Genomic DNA, 20,351 nt, shown 5'->3' on the forward strand with positions numbered 1-20,351 from the left:
CAATTACGACCGGCGCGCGTTTTGGATGAAGGTTGCGATCCGGTCGGCGTCCTTAACACCCGGCGCGCTTTCCACGCCAGAGGACACGTCGACCATGGGCGCGCCCGTAATCCTCAGCGCCTCGGCCACATTGTCCGGGTTCAGACCACCCGCCAGGAACCACGGACGGCGGACGGCGCGGCCGGACAGCAGGGTCCAGTCGAAAGCCACCCCATGCCCTCCACTGTAGAATGCCCCCTTGGGCGCTTTGGCGTCCAGCAGCAGGTGGTCTGCCGCTTCCATCGCTTCCAGTCCGACCAGGTCTTCTGCGCCGGACACCCCCACCGCCTTGATCACTGGAATTTTCCAGTCGGTCCGTGCGTTGCGAATCTGAAGCGGCGTTTCGCGACCATGTAGCTGAATCATGTCGGGCCGAAGATCATGAACCAGATCGTCCATCTCAGGACCGACCATGTCGGCAAACAACAATACGGTTTTCGCTCGGCCGCGCGCCCGATTTACCAGCCGCTTCGCCAAGGCCGGCCCGGCGTACCGCGGACTGGCCTTAACCATCACGAAGCCAACAAAGTCCGCCCCCGCATCCAGCGCGGCATCCAGCGTGTCCGGCGTGGTCAACCCACAAATCTTGATCTTCGTCGTCATGGCACGATCACCGACAGGCCGATGTCGCGCGCGACTGCGGCCATATCTTCATCAAGCGTCGCCAGAACACAGCCATGCCGCATGACGAGAGCTAGGTGGACGCCGTCCGGAGCACGCAGTCGAACGTCGTTTCTCACCAATCGACGCGCAGCAACTATATCGGCGTTTAGAACGTCAAGAACGACTCTCGTCGATAACCAATGATCGAGATCGAGTTCGAGCCTTCGTCGGTCACGATCGATCAGTCGTCTCATCCGCGACTGCACAGAGAGTGCGGATGTGAATTCGGTCGCGGTCCAAGCGCTCAAGACAATCGCATCGACACCTCCTGCCCAATCCAGGACACGGTTGGTGTGATTATCCTCGTGCAACAGCGACACCAGCACGCTGGTGTCCAGATAGACCGTCAAATCTCTTCGTCCCGCATCATCCGCACCAGCGTGACGGAATCCATTGGCACGGTCGGTTTCACGCGAACGCGCTTGAACCATTCGACGTCGATGGGTCCGGATGTCGGGACGATCTCCTGCGCTGGCTCCAGCCGTGCAATGGGCACGCCGCGCCGCGTGATGGTCACGGCCTCGCCCGCCAGCATGCGATCCAGCAGCTTGGGCAGGTTATTCTTGGCTTCGGCTACGGAATAGCTGGACATGGCCATCAAGATAGCCATCGGACCGCCCGATGTCCATCAGGCGAAGATCGAGGCGACCTCGTCCGCCGTCGCCAGCCGCCACTGACCGGGCGCCAGATCGGCGGGCAGCGCCAAGCCGCCCAGCCGTTCGCGATGCAGGGTCTCGACGTGGTTGCCGGCGGCGGCGAACATCCGGCGCACCTGATGATAGCGCCCCTCCGTTACCGTCAGCAGGGCCTCGGTCGGCGTCACGACCTCCAGCACCGCCGGCGCCAGCGGCTTGTCTTCGCCCTCCAGCACCAGTTCGCCCGAGGCGAACAGCGCGCCTTCCGTTCCGGTCAACGGCCGCGCCAGACCGGCCCGGTAAACCTTGGCCACATGGCGTTTGGGACTGATCACCCGGTGCAGCAGATCGCCGTCGTCGGTCAGCAGAAGCAGGCCCGTCGTCTGCTTGTCCAGCCGTCCGATGGTCGAGATGGCGGGATCGCGCGCCCGCCAGCGTCTCGGCAGGATGTCATAGACCAGCGCCCCTTCTTCCTTGTGCGAGCAGGTCATGCCCAGCGGCTTGTTCAGCAGGATCACCAGCCCTTGCACGGGGTCCAGCGGCTCGCCGTCGATCTCCATTCGCGTGGGCAGGTCCGGCGTCACCGCAATGCGTTTGGACACGTCCGTCAGGTCCGCCCCGTCCAGCACGATGCCGCCCGCCTTGGCCATCCGCGCCATTTCGGCGCGTGATCCATAGCCCATCGAGCCCAGCAGACGATCGACCCTCGACGTCGGGGTTTTCTTCATGCGCTACCGCCCTTCGGACTGCTTGAGCGCGGTCACTTCACCGCCTCAAACAGCTTGTAGCCGCCCGCCTCGGCGACAAGCCGCACCCGCTTGAACGCCGTGTTCAACTCGGCCTCATAGGGAAGGTGCCGGTTGGCGACGACCCAGGCGACGCCGCCCTTTTTGAGCAGCTCGGCCGCCTTGCGGATAAAGGCCTGACCCAACCGCCGGTCCTCGGCCCCGCCGTCGTGGAAGGGCGGATTGCTGACGACGAAATCCTTGTCGCCCTTGGCTTCCAGGGTGCGGGCGTCCGACCACCAGACCTTGGCGCGGTCGTCCTCGATATTGCGTCGAGCGGCCTGGATGGCGCGGCGATCCAGATCGACCATCTTCAGTTTGCTCACGGCGGGAGAGCGCAGCACCACGATCGACAGCGCGCCGTAGCCGCAGCCCAGATCGACCCCCTCGCCCTTCATCGCCGGCAGATGTTCGGCCAGCAGCGCCGAGCCCGGATCGATCCGGTCCCAGGCGAACACGCCGGGCTGCGACCAGGCCTCCAGCCCCGGCACGATCTGCGGCTCGCCCGCGGCGATGGCTTCGTCCAGCCCCTCGACCGTTTCGGGCCGAATGACGATGCAGCGGCGATGGTGCGCCTTGGCCGTCTCGGCGACCTCGACCCCAAACGCCTTCAACTCCTTGGCCAGGCGCGATCCGCCCTTGTCCTTGGGCGCCATGACGTCCAGCCGTCCGCCGACCTTCAGCGCCTTCAGCGCCAGGGCCAGCACATAGCGCCGCTCCAGCACGCCGGGCGGGGCGTAGATCATGACGCTGTCGGCCGAGCTCGGTTCCTGCGCCTCCAGCGCAGCCGAGTCCGGGATCAGGGGCGAGGTCTGGGTCGCGTCGCCGGGCGGATCGAAGACGACCGGCGGGCGGCCGTACAGAAGCGTGGTCATGGTCTCAGAACCCCGCCTGCAACAGCACCAGACCCACGACCCCGACCACGATCCGCCACCAGGCGAAGACGCCGAACCCGCGCTTGGACACGAAATCCAGCAAGAAGCGCACCACGGCCAGGGCCGAGATGAAGGCCACGACGAAGCCCACGACGATCAGGCCGACGTCGCTGAAATCCAGCGTCTTGTGGTTCTTCAACAGGTCATAGGCCACCGCCGCCCCCCATGGTGGGCAGGGCCAGGAAGAAGCTGAACTCAGCCGCCGACCGCTTGTCGGTCTTCAGCAGCAGTCCGCCGGCGATGGTGGCGCCGGACCGCGACACGCCGGGGATCATGGCCAGGCACTGGAACAGGCCGATCAGGAAATAGATGCGCATCGGATAGGCCTCGGCGTCCAGCCAGCGGGGCTTCTTGTCCATCCGGTCCAGCAGCAGCAGGATCACTCCACCGACGATCAGGGCGATGCACACCACCTGGGGCGTCTCGAACAGCACCGTCTTGATGAAGTCATAGGCCAGGAAACCGATCACGACGGCCGGCGCGAAGGCGACCAAAAGCCCGATCAGGAACCGGCGCGCCTCGGCGTCGAAGGGCCAGCGCGTCGCCAGGGTCCACAGCTTTTTGAAATAGACGCTGACGATGGCCAGCAATGCGCCCAGCTGGATCACGATCTCGAACGTCTTGCCCGCGCTCTCGAAGCCCATGAAATGGCCCAGCAGCAGCATATGGCCGGTCGACGAGACCGGAATGAACTCGGTCAGCCCCTCGACCAGACCCAGAATAATGGCGGCAAGCCAGTCCGACATGAGACCCTCGAAAACCAATGCGCCCGGAACGCGCCGCGCCCGGATGCCTTCCCCCCTAGAGCATGATCGTTTCTGACGAAACGACCCGTTTGGGCCAGCGGTTGGCTTTCAGCCACGATTGCGCGAGAAGAAGCCGACAATGACGACGCCCGCCCCCGCCCCCGCCTCGCTCGACGACGCCCATCTGGCCACCCGCCGCATCACCCGCCTGTCGGTCGGGGTCGCGGTGGTACTGATCGCCATGAAGGCCTTTGCGCTGGGCGCCTCAGGATCCGTCTCCATCCTGGCGACCCTGGCGGATTCGGTTCTGGATCTGGCGGCGTCACTAACCACGTTCTTCGCGGTGCGCTGGGCCGCCGCGCCGGCTGACGAGGACCATCGCTATGGCCATGGCAAGGGCGAGGCCCTGTCCGCCCTGGTCCAGGCCGGGCTGGTTTTCGCCTCGGCTATCTTCATCGCCTGGGAGGGGGTTCAGCGCATCTTCGACCCCCGTCCTGTGACCTCCGGCGTCTGGGCCACGGGCGTCATGGTCGCGGCCATCGCCATCACCGCCTGGCTGGTGTGGATGCAGACCCAGACGCTGAAGAAGACCGGCTCCCTTGCCGTCGCCGGCGACCGCGCCCATTACGCCGCCGACCTGGCCGCAAACGTCGTTGTGCTGATCGGGGTGATTTCGGGCGCCTTCCTCGGCGCGCCAGGGCTGGATGCAGCGGCGGGCATCGTCGTCGCCGTCTGGCTGTTCTGGGGCGCGACGGGCATGTTGAAGGCCGCCGCCGATCACCTGCTGGACCGCGCCGTGCCGGAGGCCGACCGCGCCGCCATCACCAAGGCCGTCCTCGCCGACCCACAGGTCTTCGGCGTGCACCAACTGCGCACCCGCATGTCCGGTCAGGTGATGATGGTCCAGATGCATGTCGACCTGGACGCGCACCAGACGCTGGACGCCGCCCACGCCATTGTCGTCGCCGCCGAGAACCGGGTGCTGGCCCAGTATCCCGCCGCCGACATCCTGATCCACGCCGACCCGCGCGGCCACGCCGGTCCGCAGCCCGCGATCCCGGCTGCGGCTCCCGCCGAGCCGCAAGCCGCCTCGACCGGCCCAGCGCCCAAGGGGCCGTGGTCCTGACCTTGCGTCCAATTTCAATGCAGTAAACGCGCATTAACGGGTCCGGGCGCATCACCCTTAGATGGCCGACCCTTGCGTTCTTTTCCACTTCGCCTTCCAGCCCGCCTCGCGCGCCGCGCGACTGGCGCTGGGAGAGGCGCGGATCGAATGGACCGACACCCCGGTTCGTCCGTGGGAGAACGATTGCCCGGTCAATGACTTCAATCCGTCCGGCCTGCCGCCGGTGATCCAGACGATGGATCGCGGCCGTCCGCTGGTGCTGTGCGAACTGCCCGCCATCCTGGGGTGGATCGAGGATCAGCAGAAGGGGCCGGTGCTGCTGCCCGCCGATCTGGCCGAACGGGCCGAGGCGCGCCGTCTGACCGGCTGGTTCGAGCGCCGCTTCATGGACGAGGTCGATGCCGTCCTGCTGCACGAGCGGATGGAAAAACCCCTGCTCAAGCTGGGCCCGCCTGAAGCCCGCGCCCTGCGCGACGGGCGCGACGCCCTGAAATCCCACCTCGCCATGCTGGAAGACCTCATCGCCGCGCGCGACTGGCTGGCCGGCCGCCGCCTGTCCCAAGCCGACCTGATCGCCGCCGCCCACCTGTCGGTGCTGGACTATTTCGGCGAGATCCAGTGGAAGACCTGGCCCGGACTGAAGACCTGGTACTCCAAGCTTAAATCCCGCCCCTGCTTCCGCCCCCTGCTCGCCGACCGCTTCGTCGGCGTGCCGCCCTCGGCCTGGTACGCAGATCTGGATTTTTGAGGCGATAGCGCAAATCTTTTCCCTCCCCGTCCGGGGAGGGTGGCCGAGCGCAGCGAGGTCGGGTGGGGGCGGCAAGGCGACGTCCCACGATATGTCTTCATTCCAAGTACGTGCGGCCCAGCCGGGCCGTCCCCACCCCGTCGCTGCGCGACGACCCTCCCCGGACGGGGAGGGAGAAGCGTTTGCCCTTTGCGTCGGGCGGTGAAGAAAATACGTGCTATCCCCCGCCCCGTGTCCGACCGCCTGAAAACCTTCATCCGCCAGCGCGCGGCCGAGCTGGGCTTCGATGTCTGCCGGTTCGCCTCGGCGGCCGACGCCTGGCCGGCGGGCGAGCGGCTGCGGCGTTTCGTGGACGAGGGCCGGCATGGCGCCATGGAATGGATGGAGACGACGCTGGATCGCCGCCAGCATCCGACCGCCATGTGGGACGAGGCTAGGACCGCCATCGTCCTGGGCATGAACTACGGCCCTGAGCAGAACCCGCTGGATCAGCTGGCTGACCGTTCGGCCGGCTACATCTCGGTCTATGCGCGCGGCGACGACTATCACGAGGTCATCAAGGGCCGGCTGAAACAGCTGGCCGGCCAGATCGCCGCCCGCAACGGCGCGGACATCAAGGTCTTCGTCGACACCGCCCCCCTGATGGAAAAGCCGTTGGCCCAGCGCGCCGGCCTGGGCTGGCAGGGCAAGCACACCAATCTGCTCAGCCGCACCCACGGCAACTGGCTGTTCCTCGGGACCATCCTGACCGCCGCCGAGATCGCGCCGGACGCGGCCGAGAGCGAACACTGCGGCCGCTGCACCGCCTGTCTAGACGCCTGCCCGACGAACGCCTTCCCCGCCCCGTTCCAGCTCGACGCCCGGCGCTGCCTGTCCTACCTGACCATCGAGTTCGCCGGTCCCTGGCCGGTCGAGTTCCGCACCCTGACCGGATCGCGCATCTATGGCTGCGATGACTGTCTGGCGGTCTGCCCGTGGAACAAGTTCGCCCAGGAAGCGCGTGAGATCAGGCTTTTGCCGCGTGAGGCTTTTGAAAGCCCGCACCTGCACGACCTGCTGGCGCTGGACGACGCCGCCTTCCGCGCCCTGTTCACCAAGAGCCCGGTCAAACGGATCGGCCGTGACCGCTTCCTGCGAAACGTCCTCTACGCCGTCGGCAACTCGGACGACGCCTCCCTGATCGCCCCGACGAAAGCCCTGCTGGCCGACCCCTCGCCCCTGGTGCGCGGCGCGGCGGTTTGGGCCCTGTCGCAACTCACGCCGCCCGACGACTTCGCGGCCCTGGCCAAGGCGACGACCGAGACCGATCCTAAGGTTCTAGGCGAATGGCGGCGCTCTTGAGGTCTAGGTCCCGCTTCGCAGCGAATCGACGAATTGCGTGAGGGTCACCCCATGGCCGTGCCGACGCCCGATCCGCCGCCGGGCACCTTGGCCACGTCGAGCAGCTTCAGGCGGAAGATCAGCACGGAGTTGGCGGGGATCTTGGGATTACCCTGCTCGCCATAACCCAGCTCGGGCGGGACATAGAGCAGCCATTCGTCGCCGACGCGCATCTTCTGCAGCGCCTCGGTCCAGCCCTTGACCACTTCCTCGGGCGTGAACACGGCCGGCGCCCCACGCGCGAAGGAGCTGTCGAATACGCTGTTGTCGACCAGCTTGCCTTCGTAGTCGACCTTGACCAGGTCGTTGCGGTCGGGGCTGACGCCGCCGGCCGGCCCCGCCTGCACCACCTTGTATTGCAGGCCGCTGGGCAGGGTCTGAACGCCCTCTTCCTTGGCGTTCTGGGCCATGAAGGCGGCCGCCTCGGCCTTGCCCGCGTTCGGATCGACCGGCTCGGCCTGGCCGCAGCCCGACAGCAAGAAGGCCGCGACGATCGCCGCCCTACCCCATCCGAAGTTCATAACCGCGTTCCTTCAAGGCCTCGCCGATCTCGTCGGCGTGGGCGCTATCGCGCGTTTCGACCATGATGTCGAACTCGGCGCCCTTGGCCGGCACGTCCAGCGCCAAGCGGTTGTGGACCACGTCGATGATGTTGCCGCCCAGGCCGCCGATCACCGCCGCCATGGCCGACAACATGCCCGGCCGGTCGTCGCCCAAGATGCGATAGACGATCAATCTCCGCTCACGGACCATCTCGCGGTTCAAGACGACCGCCAGCATCCGCGCATCGATGTTTCCGCCGCACAGCTCCAGCCCGACCTTCATCCCCTTGAACCGGTCGGGATAGGCCAGAAGGGCCGCCAGACCGCCGGCGCCCGCGCCTTCGGACACCGTCTTCTCATAGGTGACATAGGTGGCGACGGCCCGTTCGAAGTCGGCCTCCTCGCAGACGAAGACCTCGTCCACCAATGGGTCGGCCAAGGCGAAGGGAATGTCGCCAACCGCCTTGATGGCGATGCCCTCGGCGATGGTCTGGCCGGTGCAGACCGGCGGCTTACCCGCCCGTTTGGCGGTGAAGGAGGGATAGCGCGCGGCCTCGACGCCGAAGACCTTGATGTTCGGCTTCATCGCCTTGGCCGCGATGGCGCAGCCCGCAATCAGCCCGCCGCCGCCGATGGGGATGATCAGGGCCTCGACCTCGGGCGCATCCTCCAGAAGCTCGATCGCGCAGACGCCCTGGCCCGCCACGATGCCTTCGTCGTCGAAGGCCGATACGAAGACATAGCCCTTTTCGGCTTCCAGCCGCTTGGCCGCCTCGGTCGAACCGGTGAAGTCCAGCCCCTCGATCACCACGGTCGCCCCGTGCGAGCGGGTGCCGTTGATCTTGGCGAAGGGCGTGCCCTCGGGCATGACGATGGTCACCGGCACGCCCAGCCGTCCGCCGTGATAGGCCAGGGCCTGGGCGTGGTTGCCGGCGCTGGCGGCCACCACGCCGCGCTTCATCTCCTCGGGGCTCAGCATCAGCAGCCGGTTCAGGGCCCCGCGCTCCTTGAAGCTGCCGGTGAATTGCAGATTGTCGAACTTCACCCAGACCTCGGCTCCGGTCAGCTGCGACAGCTTTCTGGAATAGCGGGTCGGGGTGCGGTCGACCGCGCCGGCGATCCGGGTGCGCGCGGCTTGGATATCGGCGAAGGTGACGGTCATACGGGGCGTTTCCGAGCTGTCGCGCCTCGACGACTGGGCGCGTTGCCGGGCCTGTTTCGCGCGTTGTCGGGTCCGGGTCCAGAGGGGGAATCTTGAGCGTGGAAGTCGCCCGGCCTGTCGTGCGATAGTGAGGCCGTCGTCCCCCACGACCCCGAAATCCCGGAGGAAGCCCCATGTCGATCCGTTCGTTCGCCGCCCCTGGCCTGGCTCTCGCCCTGACCGCCGCAGCGCTCTCCGCCTGTGCGCCCACTGCCGGCGGCGGACTGCCGAACGGGGGCCCGGCCGCCTTCAACGAGGCCGATTTCGGCTGGTCCCAAATGCCCGGTCGCAACAGCATCCAGGGCCAGATCGCCTTCGCCCGGGACGGCAAGGCCTTCGATTGCGTCGCCAGTGTCGGCCTGACGCCGGACACCCCCTACACGCGCGCGCGCATTCGCACCCTGTACGGTTCGACCCAGCGCGCAGCCGTGCCTGCCGCCGTCGTCCGCGCCCGCACCGTCGCCGACGCCAACTCCGATTATCGCACCTATGTCCGCGACACGCGCTGCGAGAACGGTCGTTTCCGCTTTGACGGCCTACCGGACGGCGGCTGGTTCCTGATCGTGCCGGTCACCTCGGGCGATGCGCCTGTGGTGCTGATGCAGTCGGTGCAGACGCGCGGAGGCCGGGTCGTCTCCATCACCCTGTGACCCGCACGCCCCGTCTCACGAAGATGCGACCCCGGTAACGCGGATCGCCATCTTCTGACCACGAGCGCCCCGGACTGATCGCTGCTTCTGTGCGAGAGTTCGGGGAGCTTTTTTTCTTGTCCCAACACAACATCATAGGATCCGAGGCCTTTACGCGAGGGCCGTCGGTCATCATTCGCAAGTACAAGGCGGGCGGCATGCGGCGTCGCCGGTCCAAGACCATCGCCACCTTCATCGCCGGCGCAGGCGCCATGCTGGTGGTGGGCGCCGTCGCCGTCGCCGCCGTCTATGGCCCCGCCCTGGCGGGCGGCTGACATTGCGGGCTGGCCGTCAGGCCAGCCACACCATCATGCGCGTATCGGCCTCGGCCCGACGCGCCCGGCTCCACGCCCGGCGCGTCTCGCCGGTGTAGAGGAAGCCCGCCTTTTCCAGCACGCGGCCAGAGGCCGGATTGTCGGCGAAATGCCCGGCGACCAGCGCCCGGCGCTTCCACTTGCGGCTGGCCCAGACCAGGGCGGCGTCCAGCGCCTCGGTGGCGAAGCCCCGACCCCAGTATTCACGCCCGATCCAGTAGCCGGTTTCCGGCACCCGATCCTCGCCCTCGAACAGACCGATGACGCCGATGGGCCCCACGTCCTCATGGTCGATGACGAAGGTGTTGGCTCGCCTGGGATCCTGCGAGGCGACCTGCAGCACGAAGTCGTCGGCGTCGCGCATCTGAAACGGATGCGGCATCCGCTTGGTCATGCGCGCGATGTCCAGGTCATTGGCCAGGGCGGCGATGCGCGGCGCATCCTGGGGCGCGGGCGCGCGCAGGATCAGGCGCCGCGTTTCGACGACAGGAGAGGTTTCGATGACGCACATGGGCGTTGCCTCGGATTGTCGACTATCTCCTTGAAGGGCTCGGACGGTCTTCGAGGCGGGGAAACGCAAACGGGGAGCCTGGTGATCCAGACTCCCCGCGGATTATCATCCCTGGTCCGGATCGGCTGCTGGCAGGAGCAACGCGATCCGGGAAGGTCCAGACTGCGTTACTCGGCGGCCATCGCCTGAGCGGCGTCGTCATTGGCCGCGAGGATCGACACGTAACAACGGCCGCCACGTTTGGTGGTGAATTTCACAGCGCCGTTCGTCAGGGCGAACAGGGTGTGGTCGCGGCCCATGCCCATGTTCTCACCGGGGTGGAAGGTGGTGCCGCGCTGGCGCACGATGATATTGCCGGCCAGCACGCGCTCGCCGCCATACTTCTTCACACCAAGGCGCTTCGACTCGGAGTCGCGACCGTTACGCGACGAACCACCGGATTTCTTGTGAGCCATCTTGCCGCTCCGTACTTTCTTGAGGGTCCTACCGGCCTTTCGGCCTACTTGAGGACGTCTCTCTTAACTGGTCTGGCGCGGTGAGCGCCGGTGAATGTCTTAGGCTTCGTCGCCGGCGGCTTCAGCCTTGGGCGCAGCCTTCTTCTTGGCCGGGGCCTTCTTGGTGGGAGCCGAGCTCTCGACCACGACGCCCTTGACCTCGGCGCCGTCCACGTCGGTCACGACCGTCTCGGTCGAACCCAGCGAGGACGCAGCGTCACGAGCAGCCAGGTTGCGAGCGCGAAGGTTGATCTCGGCCTTGGTGGTCAGATCGACCTTGCCGTCCCACTTGGCGGTCTCGCCGGCACCTTCGATGCCGGTGATGCGCAGGACCGATTCCATCTGGCGATGGCCGTTCGTGCGGCGATAGCCCTGGCGACGGGTCTTCTTGAAGATCTTGATCTTCTCACCCTTGCGGGTCTCGACCAGGGTCGCGCCGACGAAGGCGCCGTCGATCAGGGGGGCGCCCAGGGTCACGCCCTTGTCGCCGCCCAGCATCAGGACGCTGTCGAACTTCAGCTCAGCGCCGGCGTCGCCGTCGAGCTTTTCGACGACGATGGTGTCGCCCGGTTGGACCCGGTACTGCTTGCCGCCGGTCTTGATCACCGCGTACATGTTGAAGCCTCAGCGCAAACGCAAAAAAAGATACGCCCCCGGAGAGGGCCCCGGCGGCGAAGAGCGGCGACATATACGGAAGGGTGTCGGAGAGTCAACGCCGAACCGGGCGGAAATTCAGCCCCGGACGGATTATCCCCGCTGTCGCCGCGCCTTGAACTCAGTCCAGGGCGCAGATGTCCGGCAAGCCCCTCAGCGTGCCGGCATGGTCCAGGCCATAGCCGACCAGGAAGCGGTTCGGCGCCTCCCAGCCGACGAAGTCCGGCTCGGGCGCGCGGGGCTTGGGCCAGGGCTTCCTGGCGAAGACGCAGGTCAGGACTTCGGACGCGCCGGCGTCCTTGGCGATGCGCACGGCCTCGGCCAGCGACAGGCCGGTGTCGAACACGTCGTCCAGGATCAGGACGCGGCGTCCCGCGATCGGGCGCTGGAACGGCGCATAGACGTCGATCCGGCCCCGGCTGGTCTGCTCGTCGCCATAGGAGGCTAGCCACAGGGCGTCGAAACGGACGTTGCGGCCGACGCGCGACAGGGCGCGGGTCAGGTCGGCGGCGAACCACAGGCCGCCGGTCAGCAGCACGGCGGCGACCGTGTCGTCGTCGATGACGGGCGCGATGCGCTGGGCCAGGTCGGCGACGATGCGCGCCACCTCGGCCTCGGACAGAAGAACGGTCGGCGTCGGGGAGGGATCAGCCATGATGCGAGGCCGATACCGCCTCACCATGCCCCTTGTCCACAGCCCCGACCGGTCGCGCGTCGATCGGCGCGGCCGTGTTCGGCGCCTCGGCGCCGGGCGCCGTCGCCGAGCGCAGCCCCTGCGAGGTTTCGGCGGCGGGCTGCGCTGCATGCGCGGGCGCGGCTTTCGCATCCTGTCCGCCGTGTTCAGCTGGGGGTTTGGCAGGCGCAGGGCTGGCCGGCGCGAAGTCGACGCCGATCCCGGCCCCGTGGCCGCCCGGATCGGGGATCAGGGCGGCGAAACCCTGGACCTTGCCCGGCAGGACCGGCGCCGCGTCGATCTTTACGATCTTGAACCCGACCTCGGCGCCGGCGGCGTCCAGCAGGGCCACGCGAATCGGCGGCGAGACGATCTCGACGTCGCGCACATTGCGGATGGCGCCGGACACCACGACCATGCCGGGATGGTTCGGCGCACCCTTGGCCGTCAGGGCCTCGAAATCCAGCCCGACCGGATTGACCGGCGCGCCGAAGAATTTGTAGGCCGAAGCCGCCCGAGGGAAGGCCTGGACGATCTCGACGCGGAACAGGAATGCCGAAACGATCAGGCCAATGAAGACGCTGGCCAGACCCGCCCAGATCACGCCCTGGGTGGCGGCGCGGCGCAGCTTCTTCTGGCGATCGGCGCGGGCGCGGAACGCCCGGGGCAACTCCGGCGCCGGCGTTTCGGCCAGGCTGGCCGCGGTCGGCGCGGGATCGGGTTCGGGCGGGGTTGCAGACGTGGCGGCGGCAGCGACCGCCGGGTCGGGCGTTAAGGTCAGTTCCAGCGGCTCGTCGGGTGTCGCGCGCCAGACTTCGCCGCACGATTGGCAGCGCACCTTGCGGCCTTCGGGGCCTATGGCTTCGTCACGAATGAAATAGCTGGTGGCGCAGGCGGGGCAGGTCAGTATCATGTGGCTGACTGCGAGGCTGTCGCCCCCTCCCGTAAGGCGCGACGCCGCGCCCTGTTCCTGAAACACATACCATGCCGTCCTCGTCCGCCGAACCCGCCGCTATGACCGAGACCGTTCGCCTGTCTGGCGTCGGCTTCGGCTATGTCGGCGCGCCCGACGTGCTGCGGGACGTTAACCTCATTTTGCCGCGCGGCTCTTTCCACTTTCTTACCGGGCCGTCCGGGGCCGGAAAGTCTTCATTACTGCGTCTGCTGACGCTGGCGGACCAACCCCGAACGGGAACCCTCCGCCTGTTCGGATCGGATGTCACGCGCATCGATCGTCGCGACATCCCGGCCTTTCGACGGCGGATGGGCGTGGTGTTCCAGGATTTCCGCCTGCTGGACCACCTGTCGGCCTTCGACAACGTCGCCCTGCCCTTGCGGCTCGCGGGCGGATCCGAGGCCGAGTACGCCGACGACGTGCGCGAGATGCTGAAATGGGTGGGCCTGGGTCGCCGGATGGAGGCCCGTCCCCCCGCCCTGTCCGGCGGTGAGAAGCAGCGGCTGGCCATCGCCCGCGCCGTCATCACCCGCCCCGGCCTGATCGTGGCGGACGAACCGACCGGCAGCGTGGACGCCGTGATGGCTGACAAGCTGCTGCGGCTGTTCCAGTCGCTGAACAAACTGGGCGCCACCGTCCTGATCGCCAGCCATGACGAGGCCCTGGCCCAGCGATCCGGCGCGCGCGTCTTGAGGCTGGAGGCCGGACGGCTCAGCGAATCCTCGCGGGCCACCGCATGATCCGTCTGTCCGATTTTAGTCTCTCCAGCCGCCGGCCCGGCCTGCTGCCGCCCGCCGCAGCCGGCGAGCCGTGGCTGATGACCGTCATCGCCGTCCTGTGCTTTTTGGCCTGCCTCGCCGCCGTCGCCGCCTCGGCCGCCGACCGCGCCGCGCACGGCTGGGCCCGACAGCTGGGCGCCGAGGCCACCGTCCAGGTCCGCCCCCGCGTCGGCGAAACCGGCGACACCGCCGCCGCCCGCGCGGCCGAGACCCTGTCCGGCGTCGATGGGGTGGAGGAGGCCGCCGCCCTCAGCCGCAAGGCGGCCGAGGATCTGCTGCGCCCCTGGCTCGGCGACGCAGTCCTGCCCGATCTGCCCCTGCCCCATCTGGTGACCGTGCGGCTGAACCGCGACGCCCCCGCCAGCGCCGTCACCCTGAGCCGCGCCCTGGCCGAGGCCGGACTGGACGCTACGGTGGACGATCACAGCCTGTGGCGCGGCGAGGTCGAGCGGTCCGCCGGCATGATCACGGTCCTGGCCGGCGCCGCCTTCCTGGCCGTCGCCTTCGCTGCGGCCGCCGCCATCGCCTATGCGACCCGGGCGGGGTTGGCGGCGGGTCAAGGCGTGATCGAGACCCTGAGCCTGAACGGCGCGACCGACGGGACCATCGCCTGGCTGTTCCAGCGACGGTTCGGCCTGATGGCGGCCGGCGCGGGTGCGATCGGTGCCGGACTGGCGGCGGTCCTTCTGATCCTCCTGCGGTTCATCGGCGGATCGGGCGGCCTGACGGCGGCCCTGCCCATCAGCTGGAGCGACCTGGCGTTGCTCTCGCCTTGCCCGCTGCTGGCGGCTACGGTTGCGGTTCTCGCGGCGAGATTCGCCGCCATGCGAATGCTGGCTTCAGGACGGCCGACAGAGGGAGGGGGCGCATGAGACTGTTGAGCGTCATCTTCATCGCCGGTCTGATCTGGCTAGTCGGCCTGTTCGCCTTCGCCCACCGGGTGCGCGAACTGACGCCGGCCGACGACCCCGCCCGCGCCGACGCCATCGTGGCCCTCACCGGTCCGTCGTCCGAGCGGGTCAACACCGCCATCCGCCTGCTGGAACAGGGCAAGGGCGAGCGGGTGCTGATCTCCGGCGTCAATCGCGAGGTGCGCCGTCAGGAGCTGCGCGAGCTGACCCCCGGCTCCAGCCGCCTGTTCAACTGCTGCGTCGATCTGGGTTTCGAGGCCGAGGACACCGTCGGCAACGCTCAGGAGATCGCCGCCTGGAGCCGCGCCAAGGGCTATCGCAGCCTGATCGTCGTGACCTCCGACTATCATATGCCGCGTTCGCTGGTCGAAATCCGGGGCCAGCTGCCGGGCGTGAAACTGACGCCCTACGCCATCTCCACCCCGTCGCTGGACAATGCGCGCTGGTGGCGGGCGGCGGTGACCGCGCGTCGGATGACGCTGGAATATATGAAATACCTCGCCGTCCTGGGCCGTGAGGGCGTGCGCCGCATCACCCTCGACCGGCCCGCCGCCGTACCGGCCGAGAGCGAAACCGCCCCTGACGAAAAGGCCGCGTCCTAAGTGAACACCCTGCGTTCCCTGATCTTCACCGCCTGGCTCTATTTGTCGATGCCGATCATCGCCATCGGCCTGTCGCCGGTCCTGCTGCTGCCGCACCGCTATGTGCAGGGCGTGTGCAAGCTGTGGGCGAAGATCGTCCTGTTCGGCCTGCGCTGGATCGCGGGGGTGAAGGTCGAGGTGCGCGGGTTGGAGCACGCCCCGTCCGGCGCCGCCCTAATCGCGTCCAAACACCAGGGGATGCTGGACATCGTGGCCCTGCTGGCCGTCCTGCCCGACGCCTGTTTCGTGATGAAGAAGGAGCTGATGCCCCTGCCTTTCTTCGGCTGGTTCGCCTGGAAGGCCAAGATGATCGCCGTGGATCGCGCGGGCCACGCCAAGGCGCTGAAAGACATGACGCGACAGGCGCGCGACCGCCTGTCCGAAGGCCGCCAGATCGTCATCTTCCCCGAGGGCACTCGCAACGATCCGGGCGTGCCGGGCGACTACAAGCCCGGCGTCGCCGCAATCTATCGCGATCTGGAAGGCCCCTGCTGGCCCGTCGCCACCAACTCCGGCGTCCACTGGCCGGCTCATGGTTTCCGCCGGTATCCCGGCACGGTCGTGTTCGAATTCCTTGAGCCGATCCCGGCCCAGCTGAAGCGCGGGGCCATGATGGCGTTGCTGGAAAGTCGCATAGAGACGGCGTCGTTGGCGCTGCTGGAGCCAAAGGCCCAGCTTGCGCATTCTGAACCGGCCTGACCTCCCCGCTCGGGCGCCACCCATGGAAACGCCCGATGCTTCGTCCCCTTCTGCTCTCCGTCGCCTTCGCCGCCGTCGCCGGCTCCGCTCTGGCCCAGTCGCAACCGTATGAGCAGATCCGGCCCGCCCCCCAGAACTGGACCGTCGATCTCGGCGCGGGCGTCCTTTATCGCAACGACTCCAACGGCGACACGGGCTCCAAGACAACGGTCGCCCCGTGGGTTTCGGCCAACTATCGCGACCTAGTCTATCTGAACCCGATCGACGGCCTGGGCTGGAACGCGATCAAGACCGACGACTTCCGCGCCGGCCTGCAACTGCGCCCGCGCTTTTCGGCCGATGATATCGAAGGCCTGACGCTGGATCGTCCGGGCTTCGGCGCCGACCTGGCCGCCTACGCCTACAAGCGTCTGCCCGGCAATGTGGTGGTCGGCGGTCGGATCAGCCGCGACGTGTCCGACGTCAGCGAGGGCACGGAATACTATGCCTCCGTCGGTCATCAGCGCGTGACGTCGGTCGGCCTGCTGAACGCCTCGGTCTATGTGCGCGGCGGCGATTCCAAACTGGCCGATGCCTACTATGGCGTCAGCACCGCCGAGGCGGCCGCCAACGGCATCAGCGCTTATTCCCCCGGCGGCGGCCTGCAGGGCGCGGGCGCCAGCCTGGTCCTGCTGGTCCCGATCGGCGACAAATGGGGTGCGGGCGGCCTGATCAACTACGAACGCCGCCTGGGCGACGTGGCCGACAGCCCCCTGTCGCAGACCGACGACGCCGTCCGCACCGGCGTCTTCATCGCCCGTCGCTTCGGCGGCTGATAGCAAGGCGGCGGCTGCGGATGCGGCCGCCGCTTCTTGCCCTTTGATCAGGTGGCCGCGAACTCACTCAGCGCGTCGATGACGGCGCGGTTCTGGTCTTCGGTGCCGATGGTGATGCGCAGGGCTTGCGGCAGGCCATAGCCGCCGACGGGGCGGACGATGATGCCCTTGGTGTTCAGATAGTCGTTGGCGGCGGCGGCGCGCTTGGCGCTGTCGAACAGCACCAGCACGAAATTGCCGGCGCTGGGCAGGACGTTCAGCCCAAAGCCGCGCAGGGCCTGGGTCAGGCGCGGCTTCCAGTTCGAGATCAGATCGCGCGACGCCGTCTGGTGCGCCTCGTCCGACAGCGCGGCCGTTGCGGCCTCAAGCCCCGGCACCGAGACGTTGAACGGCAGTCGAATCCGGTCGATGGCTTCGGCGACCTTCAGCGGCGCATAGCCGAAACCGATACGCAAACCGCCCAGGCCGTGGATCTTGGAGAAGGTGCGGGTGACGACGATGTTCTCGGCGTCCTTGGCCAGCGGGAAGGCGGTCTCCCAGTCGGCCTCGGTCACATATTCCGCATAGGCCTCGTCCACGACCAGGATGATGTGGGCCGGCAGGGCGGCGTGCAGGCGGCGGATTTCCTCGCCCGTATTGTAGCTGCCGGTCGGGTTCGACGGGTTGGAGACATAGACGATCTTGGTGCGTTCATCGATCTGGGCCAGGAGCGCATCGACCTCGGCCTTGAAGTTCGGCTCGGGCGCCAGCTTGACCTGGGCTTCGCAGCCCAGGGCGCTGATGCGGTAGGCGAGGAAACCGTACTGGCCGCAGACGATGTTGTCGCCCGCCGTCAGATAGGTCTGGTTCAACAGGGCGAAGACCTCGTCCGAGCCGTTGCCGAAGATCAGCCGGTCAGGCTTCAACCCGTGCAGTTCCGCCACCGCGTTCCGCAGCTTGGTCGCCCGGCCGTCGGGATAGATGTGGATATTCTTGATCGCCGCCTCATAGGCCGCACGCGCCTTTTCGCCCGCGCCCAGCATGTTCTCGTTGGACGACAGCTTCATCGGTTCGGCGACGCCGGCGATGGACGACTTGCCGCCAACATAGGGGGCGATGTCGAGGATGCCGGGCTTGGGGGCAGGGCCGTGTGGCGCGGTCGCGTCGGTCATGGAAAGCCTTGATCTCAGAAGATGGGGGCGGCGCCGATCACGCCGCTCATTCGTCCGGGCGCGCCCTTCAGCCGCCCGTCATCGACCTGCACATAGCCCGTCAGCATGAACAGCTTCAACCCGCCCGCCGCCGCCAGCGGGTCGGCGACCAGTCCCGCGTCGCTCAAAGCGTCCACGATCTTGGTCTCGGACCAGCCGCTGTCGGTGACCCAGAAGCTGCGGTCGTCGCCCGTGGGGCCGGACATCTCTTTGGACACCACGAAGGCCTGGGGCCGTCCGCGCCGGTCGTCCGGCAGGGCGGCGACGATCTTCAGTTCGGGCCGCGCCAGCAGGCGGCCCCACCACGGCCGGTCGGGCGACAGGTCGATCATGGCGCGAGAACCCGCCTCGGCCGCCTTCAACGCCTCGTCGGCAAACAGGGGCCGCGACCGCAGGCCATAGCGATCTGTGGCCAGGGCCTGGGCCACGCCGCCACACACGACCAGCGCGGGTCCGGTCGCCGCCTCGATCCGGCCCCACACCGCCTTGACCGCAGCAGCCTCATCGGCCGAGGCGCCGTCCAGCAGTTGACGCAGGGCGATGGCCGAGGCGTCGGCTCGGTCGCGCGGACCGGCGGCGACCCGCGCCCGCACCGCCTCGACCAGGGCGCGATCCAGCGCCAGCAAAGCGTCGTCGGCTTCGGGTTCGTCCAGCAGGGTCATCAGAACAGCTTTGGCGCCGGGGCCAGCGGGAAGGGGCCGAGCCAGGTTCGGCCGTCGCGGAAGACCAGCGTCAGCGGCAACTGCTCCTTGCCCGTCGCCTCGGCCGCGCCCGCTGCTGCGGCGGCCCCGGCCGCGCCGATGCGGTTCACCGGCCCCTGTCGGGTCGCCATCAAACCAGCCAGGGCGGGCAGAGGCTTTTGCGCCTGAAGCTGGACCTGGCCGGTCAGCCGGCCGTTCGCATCGGCTCGCAACACATCGCTGGAGAGGGTCGCGCGGCTGTCGCCGGCCTGCAGATCCCCGCGCACATTGCGGAACGTGCCGCCCGCCTTCGTCCACGCGGAGAAGACGCCCGCCGCGTCGCCGCCGGTCTTCAGCAGGCTGGCCTGGCCGATTTCGGCCTCCAGCTGGGTCGTCAGCCGGCCGTCCTGGGCGAAGCCTTCGACAGGGCCGTCCGCCCGCCCCTGTCCGTCCACCAGACGGAACATGACATCGACGTCGTCGGTCGGCGCGGTCGAGCCCTCCAGATGCGGACGGGCGTAGAATTCGATCCGCGCGGCCCGGGCGATGGGGAAGGGTTCGGCGCCGGTCTGGGCGGTGAAGACCGGATTGACCATTTCCAGCGCCAGGTTGGGCCAGCGTTGATCGATGCCGCTGGCGCTCATGCGGATGGCGTCGCCCTTGACCGCGACCTCGCCTTTGCCGGCGCGGGTCAGCATCAGGCCTTGCGGAGCCACCACCACCCATTTGGTCGGCTGATAGGCGTTGGCCTCTGCGGTCAGTTCGGTCGCCTTGATCGCATGGCCCGACGGCGCCTGAACGATCAGGTTCGTCAACGCCACATGTGTGCGAAACGGCCAGCCCTTAATGGATTTGTCGGCGAACCGGATGTCCCAGCCGTCCTGACGCAGGGTCTGGACCTGGGCCTCCAGCCGCGTATCGATCTGGCGCGTCAGAAAGATCCACCATCCCGTCCAGGCCGCCAGCGCGATCAGCACCAGCATGAAGGGCGCATACAGGCCCTTGCGGCTGTGTCGATTGGTCGTCGAGGCGTCGGTCATGCCGGACCTATAGCGCGCCGCACCTGGCGCTTCTAGGCGGTCAGATCGGCCAGCACCGCCTTGGCCGCCCGACGCGCATCCTCCGGCGCCAGGCCCAGCAGCAGCCCCCGCTGACCGCCGTTGATCAGGACCTGATCGAACAGGATGGCGGTTTCGTCCATCGCAGTAGGCACGGCCTTTCGCTGGCCGAACGGGCTGACCCCGCCGACCTTGTAGCCGGTCAGCCGTTCGGCGTCGGCCGGCCTCATCATCTGGGCCGACTTGGCCCCCAGCACCGCCGCCAGCTTCTTCATGCTGACCTCGCAGTCGGACGGCACGATGACGCAGGCCGGGGCCCCATCGACCAGGACCATCAGCGTCTTGAACACCTGCTCAGGCGCCACGCCCAGCGCCTCGGCGGCCTGCAACCCCACGCGCGGCGCGTCGGGATCATAGTCGTAGGGAAACAGAGCGAAGGCGACGCCGGCCTTGGTCAGGGCGACGGTGGCGGGCGTGGTCTTGGACAT

Annotated in this window: 26 protein-coding genes and 1 pseudogene; 10 read left to right on the forward strand and 17 right to left on the reverse strand. The window is 67.9% G+C overall.

Going from position 1 to position 20,351, the window contains the following annotated elements; translation table 11 throughout:
* Positions 1–3 precede the first annotated feature (3 nt).
* The 6 genes and pseudogenes from A4249_RS11335 to A4249_RS11360 form a co-directional block, all read right to left on the reverse strand.
* Positions 4–642: a phosphoribosylanthranilate isomerase gene (locus tag A4249_RS11335; RefSeq protein ID WP_066552698.1), complete on the reverse strand. Its 639-nt coding sequence runs from the start codon at positions 640–642 to the stop codon at positions 4–6.
* Complete coding sequence (locus tag A4249_RS11340; RefSeq protein WP_066552706.1) at positions 639–1,052, reverse strand: type II toxin-antitoxin system VapC family toxin; 414 nt, start codon at positions 1,050–1,052, stop codon at positions 639–641. Before A4249_RS11340 ends, A4249_RS11335 begins: the two co-directional genes overlap by 4 nt.
* A complete protein-coding gene (locus A4249_RS11345) occupies positions 1,049–1,312 on the reverse strand; it encodes a type II toxin-antitoxin system Phd/YefM family antitoxin (protein ID WP_082854140.1) in 264 nt (87 codons plus the stop codon). The genes A4249_RS11340 and A4249_RS11345 overlap by 4 nt, the downstream gene beginning before the upstream one ends.
* An 18-nt stretch (positions 1,313–1,330) precedes the next feature.
* Positions 1,331–2,065 carry a pseudouridine synthase gene (locus A4249_RS11350; RefSeq protein WP_066552709.1) on the reverse strand — a complete coding sequence of 245 codons (735 nt, stop codon included), beginning with the start codon at positions 2,063–2,065 and terminating at the stop codon, positions 1,331–1,333.
* A gap of 32 nt (positions 2,066–2,097) precedes the next feature.
* Entirely contained in the window at positions 2,098–2,997 is a 900-nt protein-coding gene (locus A4249_RS11355) for a class I SAM-dependent methyltransferase (RefSeq protein ID WP_066552717.1), read from the reverse strand.
* 4 nt (positions 2,998–3,001) lie between these two features.
* Positions 3,002–3,803: pseudogene (locus A4249_RS11360) on the reverse strand (undecaprenyl-diphosphate phosphatase).
* 139 nt (positions 3,804–3,942) lie between these two features.
* Here A4249_RS11360 and A4249_RS11365 point away from each other — a divergent pair.
* From A4249_RS11365 to queG, 3 genes are all read left to right on the forward strand, one after another.
* Positions 3,943–4,929, forward strand: a complete 987-nt coding sequence (locus A4249_RS11365) for a cation diffusion facilitator family transporter (RefSeq protein ID WP_066552720.1) — start codon at positions 3,943–3,945, stop codon at positions 4,927–4,929.
* 61 nt (positions 4,930–4,990) lie between these two features.
* Positions 4,991–5,677 (forward strand): FtsZ-binding protein FzlA, encoded by a 687-nt coding sequence (gene fzlA / locus A4249_RS11370; RefSeq protein WP_066552722.1) that lies wholly within the window; start codon positions 4,991–4,993, stop codon positions 5,675–5,677.
* Between the two features lie 231 nt (positions 5,678–5,908).
* Positions 5,909–7,018, forward strand: a complete 1,110-nt coding sequence (queG, locus tag A4249_RS11375) for a tRNA epoxyqueuosine(34) reductase QueG (RefSeq protein WP_066552724.1) — start codon at positions 5,909–5,911, stop codon at positions 7,016–7,018.
* Positions 7,019–7,062: 44 nt separating this feature from the next.
* On the opposite strand, the gene A4249_RS11380 is transcribed toward queG, so the two are convergent.
* Positions 7,063–7,578, reverse strand: a complete 516-nt coding sequence (locus A4249_RS11380) for an FKBP-type peptidyl-prolyl cis-trans isomerase (protein ID WP_066552726.1) — start codon at positions 7,576–7,578, stop codon at positions 7,063–7,065.
* Positions 7,559–8,761 (reverse strand): threonine ammonia-lyase, encoded by a 1,203-nt coding sequence (locus A4249_RS11385; protein ID WP_066552728.1) that lies wholly within the window; start codon positions 8,759–8,761, stop codon positions 7,559–7,561. Before A4249_RS11385 ends, A4249_RS11380 begins: the two co-directional genes overlap by 20 nt.
* A 173-nt stretch (positions 8,762–8,934) precedes the next feature.
* On the opposite strand from A4249_RS11385, the gene A4249_RS11390 reads away from it, so the two are divergent.
* Positions 8,935–9,450 (forward strand): hypothetical protein, encoded by a 516-nt coding sequence (locus A4249_RS11390; protein WP_066552729.1) that lies wholly within the window; start codon positions 8,935–8,937, stop codon positions 9,448–9,450.
* 116 nt (positions 9,451–9,566) lie between these two features.
* The gene (locus A4249_RS11395) at positions 9,567–9,764 is read left to right on the forward strand and encodes a hypothetical protein (protein ID WP_039244035.1); all 198 of its coding nucleotides are present in this window, start codon (positions 9,567–9,569) and stop codon (positions 9,762–9,764) included.
* Between the two features lie 16 nt (positions 9,765–9,780).
* On the opposite strand, the gene A4249_RS11400 is transcribed toward A4249_RS11395, so the two are convergent.
* From A4249_RS11400 to A4249_RS11420, 5 genes are all read right to left on the reverse strand, one after another.
* Entirely contained in the window at positions 9,781–10,314 is a 534-nt protein-coding gene (locus A4249_RS11400; RefSeq protein ID WP_045810625.1) for a GNAT family N-acetyltransferase, read from the reverse strand.
* Positions 10,315–10,481: 167 nt separating this feature from the next.
* Entirely contained in the window at positions 10,482–10,769 is a 288-nt protein-coding gene (gene rpmA / locus A4249_RS11405; RefSeq protein ID WP_066552731.1) for a 50S ribosomal protein L27, read from the reverse strand.
* Between the two features lie 99 nt (positions 10,770–10,868).
* The gene (rplU, locus tag A4249_RS11410; RefSeq protein WP_066552734.1) at positions 10,869–11,423 is read right to left on the reverse strand and encodes a 50S ribosomal protein L21; all 555 of its coding nucleotides are present in this window, start codon (positions 11,421–11,423) and stop codon (positions 10,869–10,871) included.
* A gap of 160 nt (positions 11,424–11,583) precedes the next feature.
* Positions 11,584–12,117 (reverse strand): phosphoribosyltransferase, encoded by a 534-nt coding sequence (locus A4249_RS11415; RefSeq protein WP_055754434.1) that lies wholly within the window; start codon positions 12,115–12,117, stop codon positions 11,584–11,586.
* A complete protein-coding gene (locus A4249_RS11420; RefSeq protein ID WP_066552737.1) occupies positions 12,110–13,048 on the reverse strand; it encodes an MJ0042-type zinc finger domain-containing protein in 939 nt (312 codons plus the stop codon). The genes A4249_RS11415 and A4249_RS11420 overlap by 8 nt, the downstream gene beginning before the upstream one ends.
* A gap of 71 nt (positions 13,049–13,119) precedes the next feature.
* Between A4249_RS11420 and A4249_RS11425 the strand changes: the two genes are divergently transcribed.
* The 5 genes from A4249_RS11425 to A4249_RS11445 are packed head-to-tail and all read left to right on the forward strand — an operon-like array spanning position 13,120 to position 16,935.
* Positions 13,120–13,830, forward strand: a complete 711-nt coding sequence (locus A4249_RS11425; RefSeq protein ID WP_066552740.1) for a cell division ATP-binding protein FtsE — start codon at positions 13,120–13,122, stop codon at positions 13,828–13,830.
* Positions 13,827–14,741 (forward strand): cell division protein FtsX, encoded by a 915-nt coding sequence (locus A4249_RS11430; protein WP_082854141.1) that lies wholly within the window; start codon positions 13,827–13,829, stop codon positions 14,739–14,741. Before A4249_RS11425 ends, A4249_RS11430 begins: the two co-directional genes overlap by 4 nt.
* On the forward strand, positions 14,738–15,382 hold the full coding sequence (locus A4249_RS11435) for a YdcF family protein (protein WP_066552742.1): 645 nt from the start codon (positions 14,738–14,740) through the stop codon (positions 15,380–15,382). Before A4249_RS11430 ends, A4249_RS11435 begins: the two co-directional genes overlap by 4 nt.
* On the forward strand, positions 15,383–16,120 hold the full coding sequence (locus A4249_RS11440; protein ID WP_066552743.1) for a lysophospholipid acyltransferase family protein: 738 nt from the start codon (positions 15,383–15,385) through the stop codon (positions 16,118–16,120).
* A 35-nt stretch (positions 16,121–16,155) separates the two neighbouring features.
* Positions 16,156–16,935 carry a MipA/OmpV family protein gene (locus tag A4249_RS11445; protein WP_066552744.1) on the forward strand — a complete coding sequence of 260 codons (780 nt, stop codon included), beginning with the start codon at positions 16,156–16,158 and terminating at the stop codon, positions 16,933–16,935.
* Between the two features lie 47 nt (positions 16,936–16,982).
* Here the strand turns inward: A4249_RS11445 and hisC are convergent, their stop codons facing one another.
* From hisC to ybaK, 4 genes are read right to left on the reverse strand one after another with little or no spacing between them, the layout of a single operon-like run.
* Complete coding sequence (gene hisC, locus A4249_RS11450) at positions 16,983–18,086, reverse strand: histidinol-phosphate transaminase (protein ID WP_066552746.1); 1,104 nt, start codon at positions 18,084–18,086, stop codon at positions 16,983–16,985.
* Between the two features lie 14 nt (positions 18,087–18,100).
* Complete coding sequence (locus A4249_RS11455; protein ID WP_066552749.1) at positions 18,101–18,787, reverse strand: hypothetical protein; 687 nt, start codon at positions 18,785–18,787, stop codon at positions 18,101–18,103.
* Positions 18,787–19,845, reverse strand: coding sequence for a DUF2125 domain-containing protein (locus A4249_RS11460; RefSeq protein WP_066552752.1), 1,059 nt, complete (start codon positions 19,843–19,845; stop codon positions 18,787–18,789). The genes A4249_RS11455 and A4249_RS11460 overlap by 1 nt, the downstream gene beginning before the upstream one ends.
* Positions 19,846–19,877: 32 nt before the next feature.
* Entirely contained in the window at positions 19,878–20,351 is a 474-nt protein-coding gene (gene ybaK / locus A4249_RS11465; protein ID WP_066552755.1) for a Cys-tRNA(Pro) deacylase, read from the reverse strand.

It is taken from the genome of Brevundimonas sp. GW460-12-10-14-LB2 (assembly GCF_001636925.1).
In the GTDB taxonomy this organism is placed as follows: Bacteria; Pseudomonadota; Alphaproteobacteria; order Caulobacterales; family Caulobacteraceae; genus Brevundimonas; species Brevundimonas vesicularis.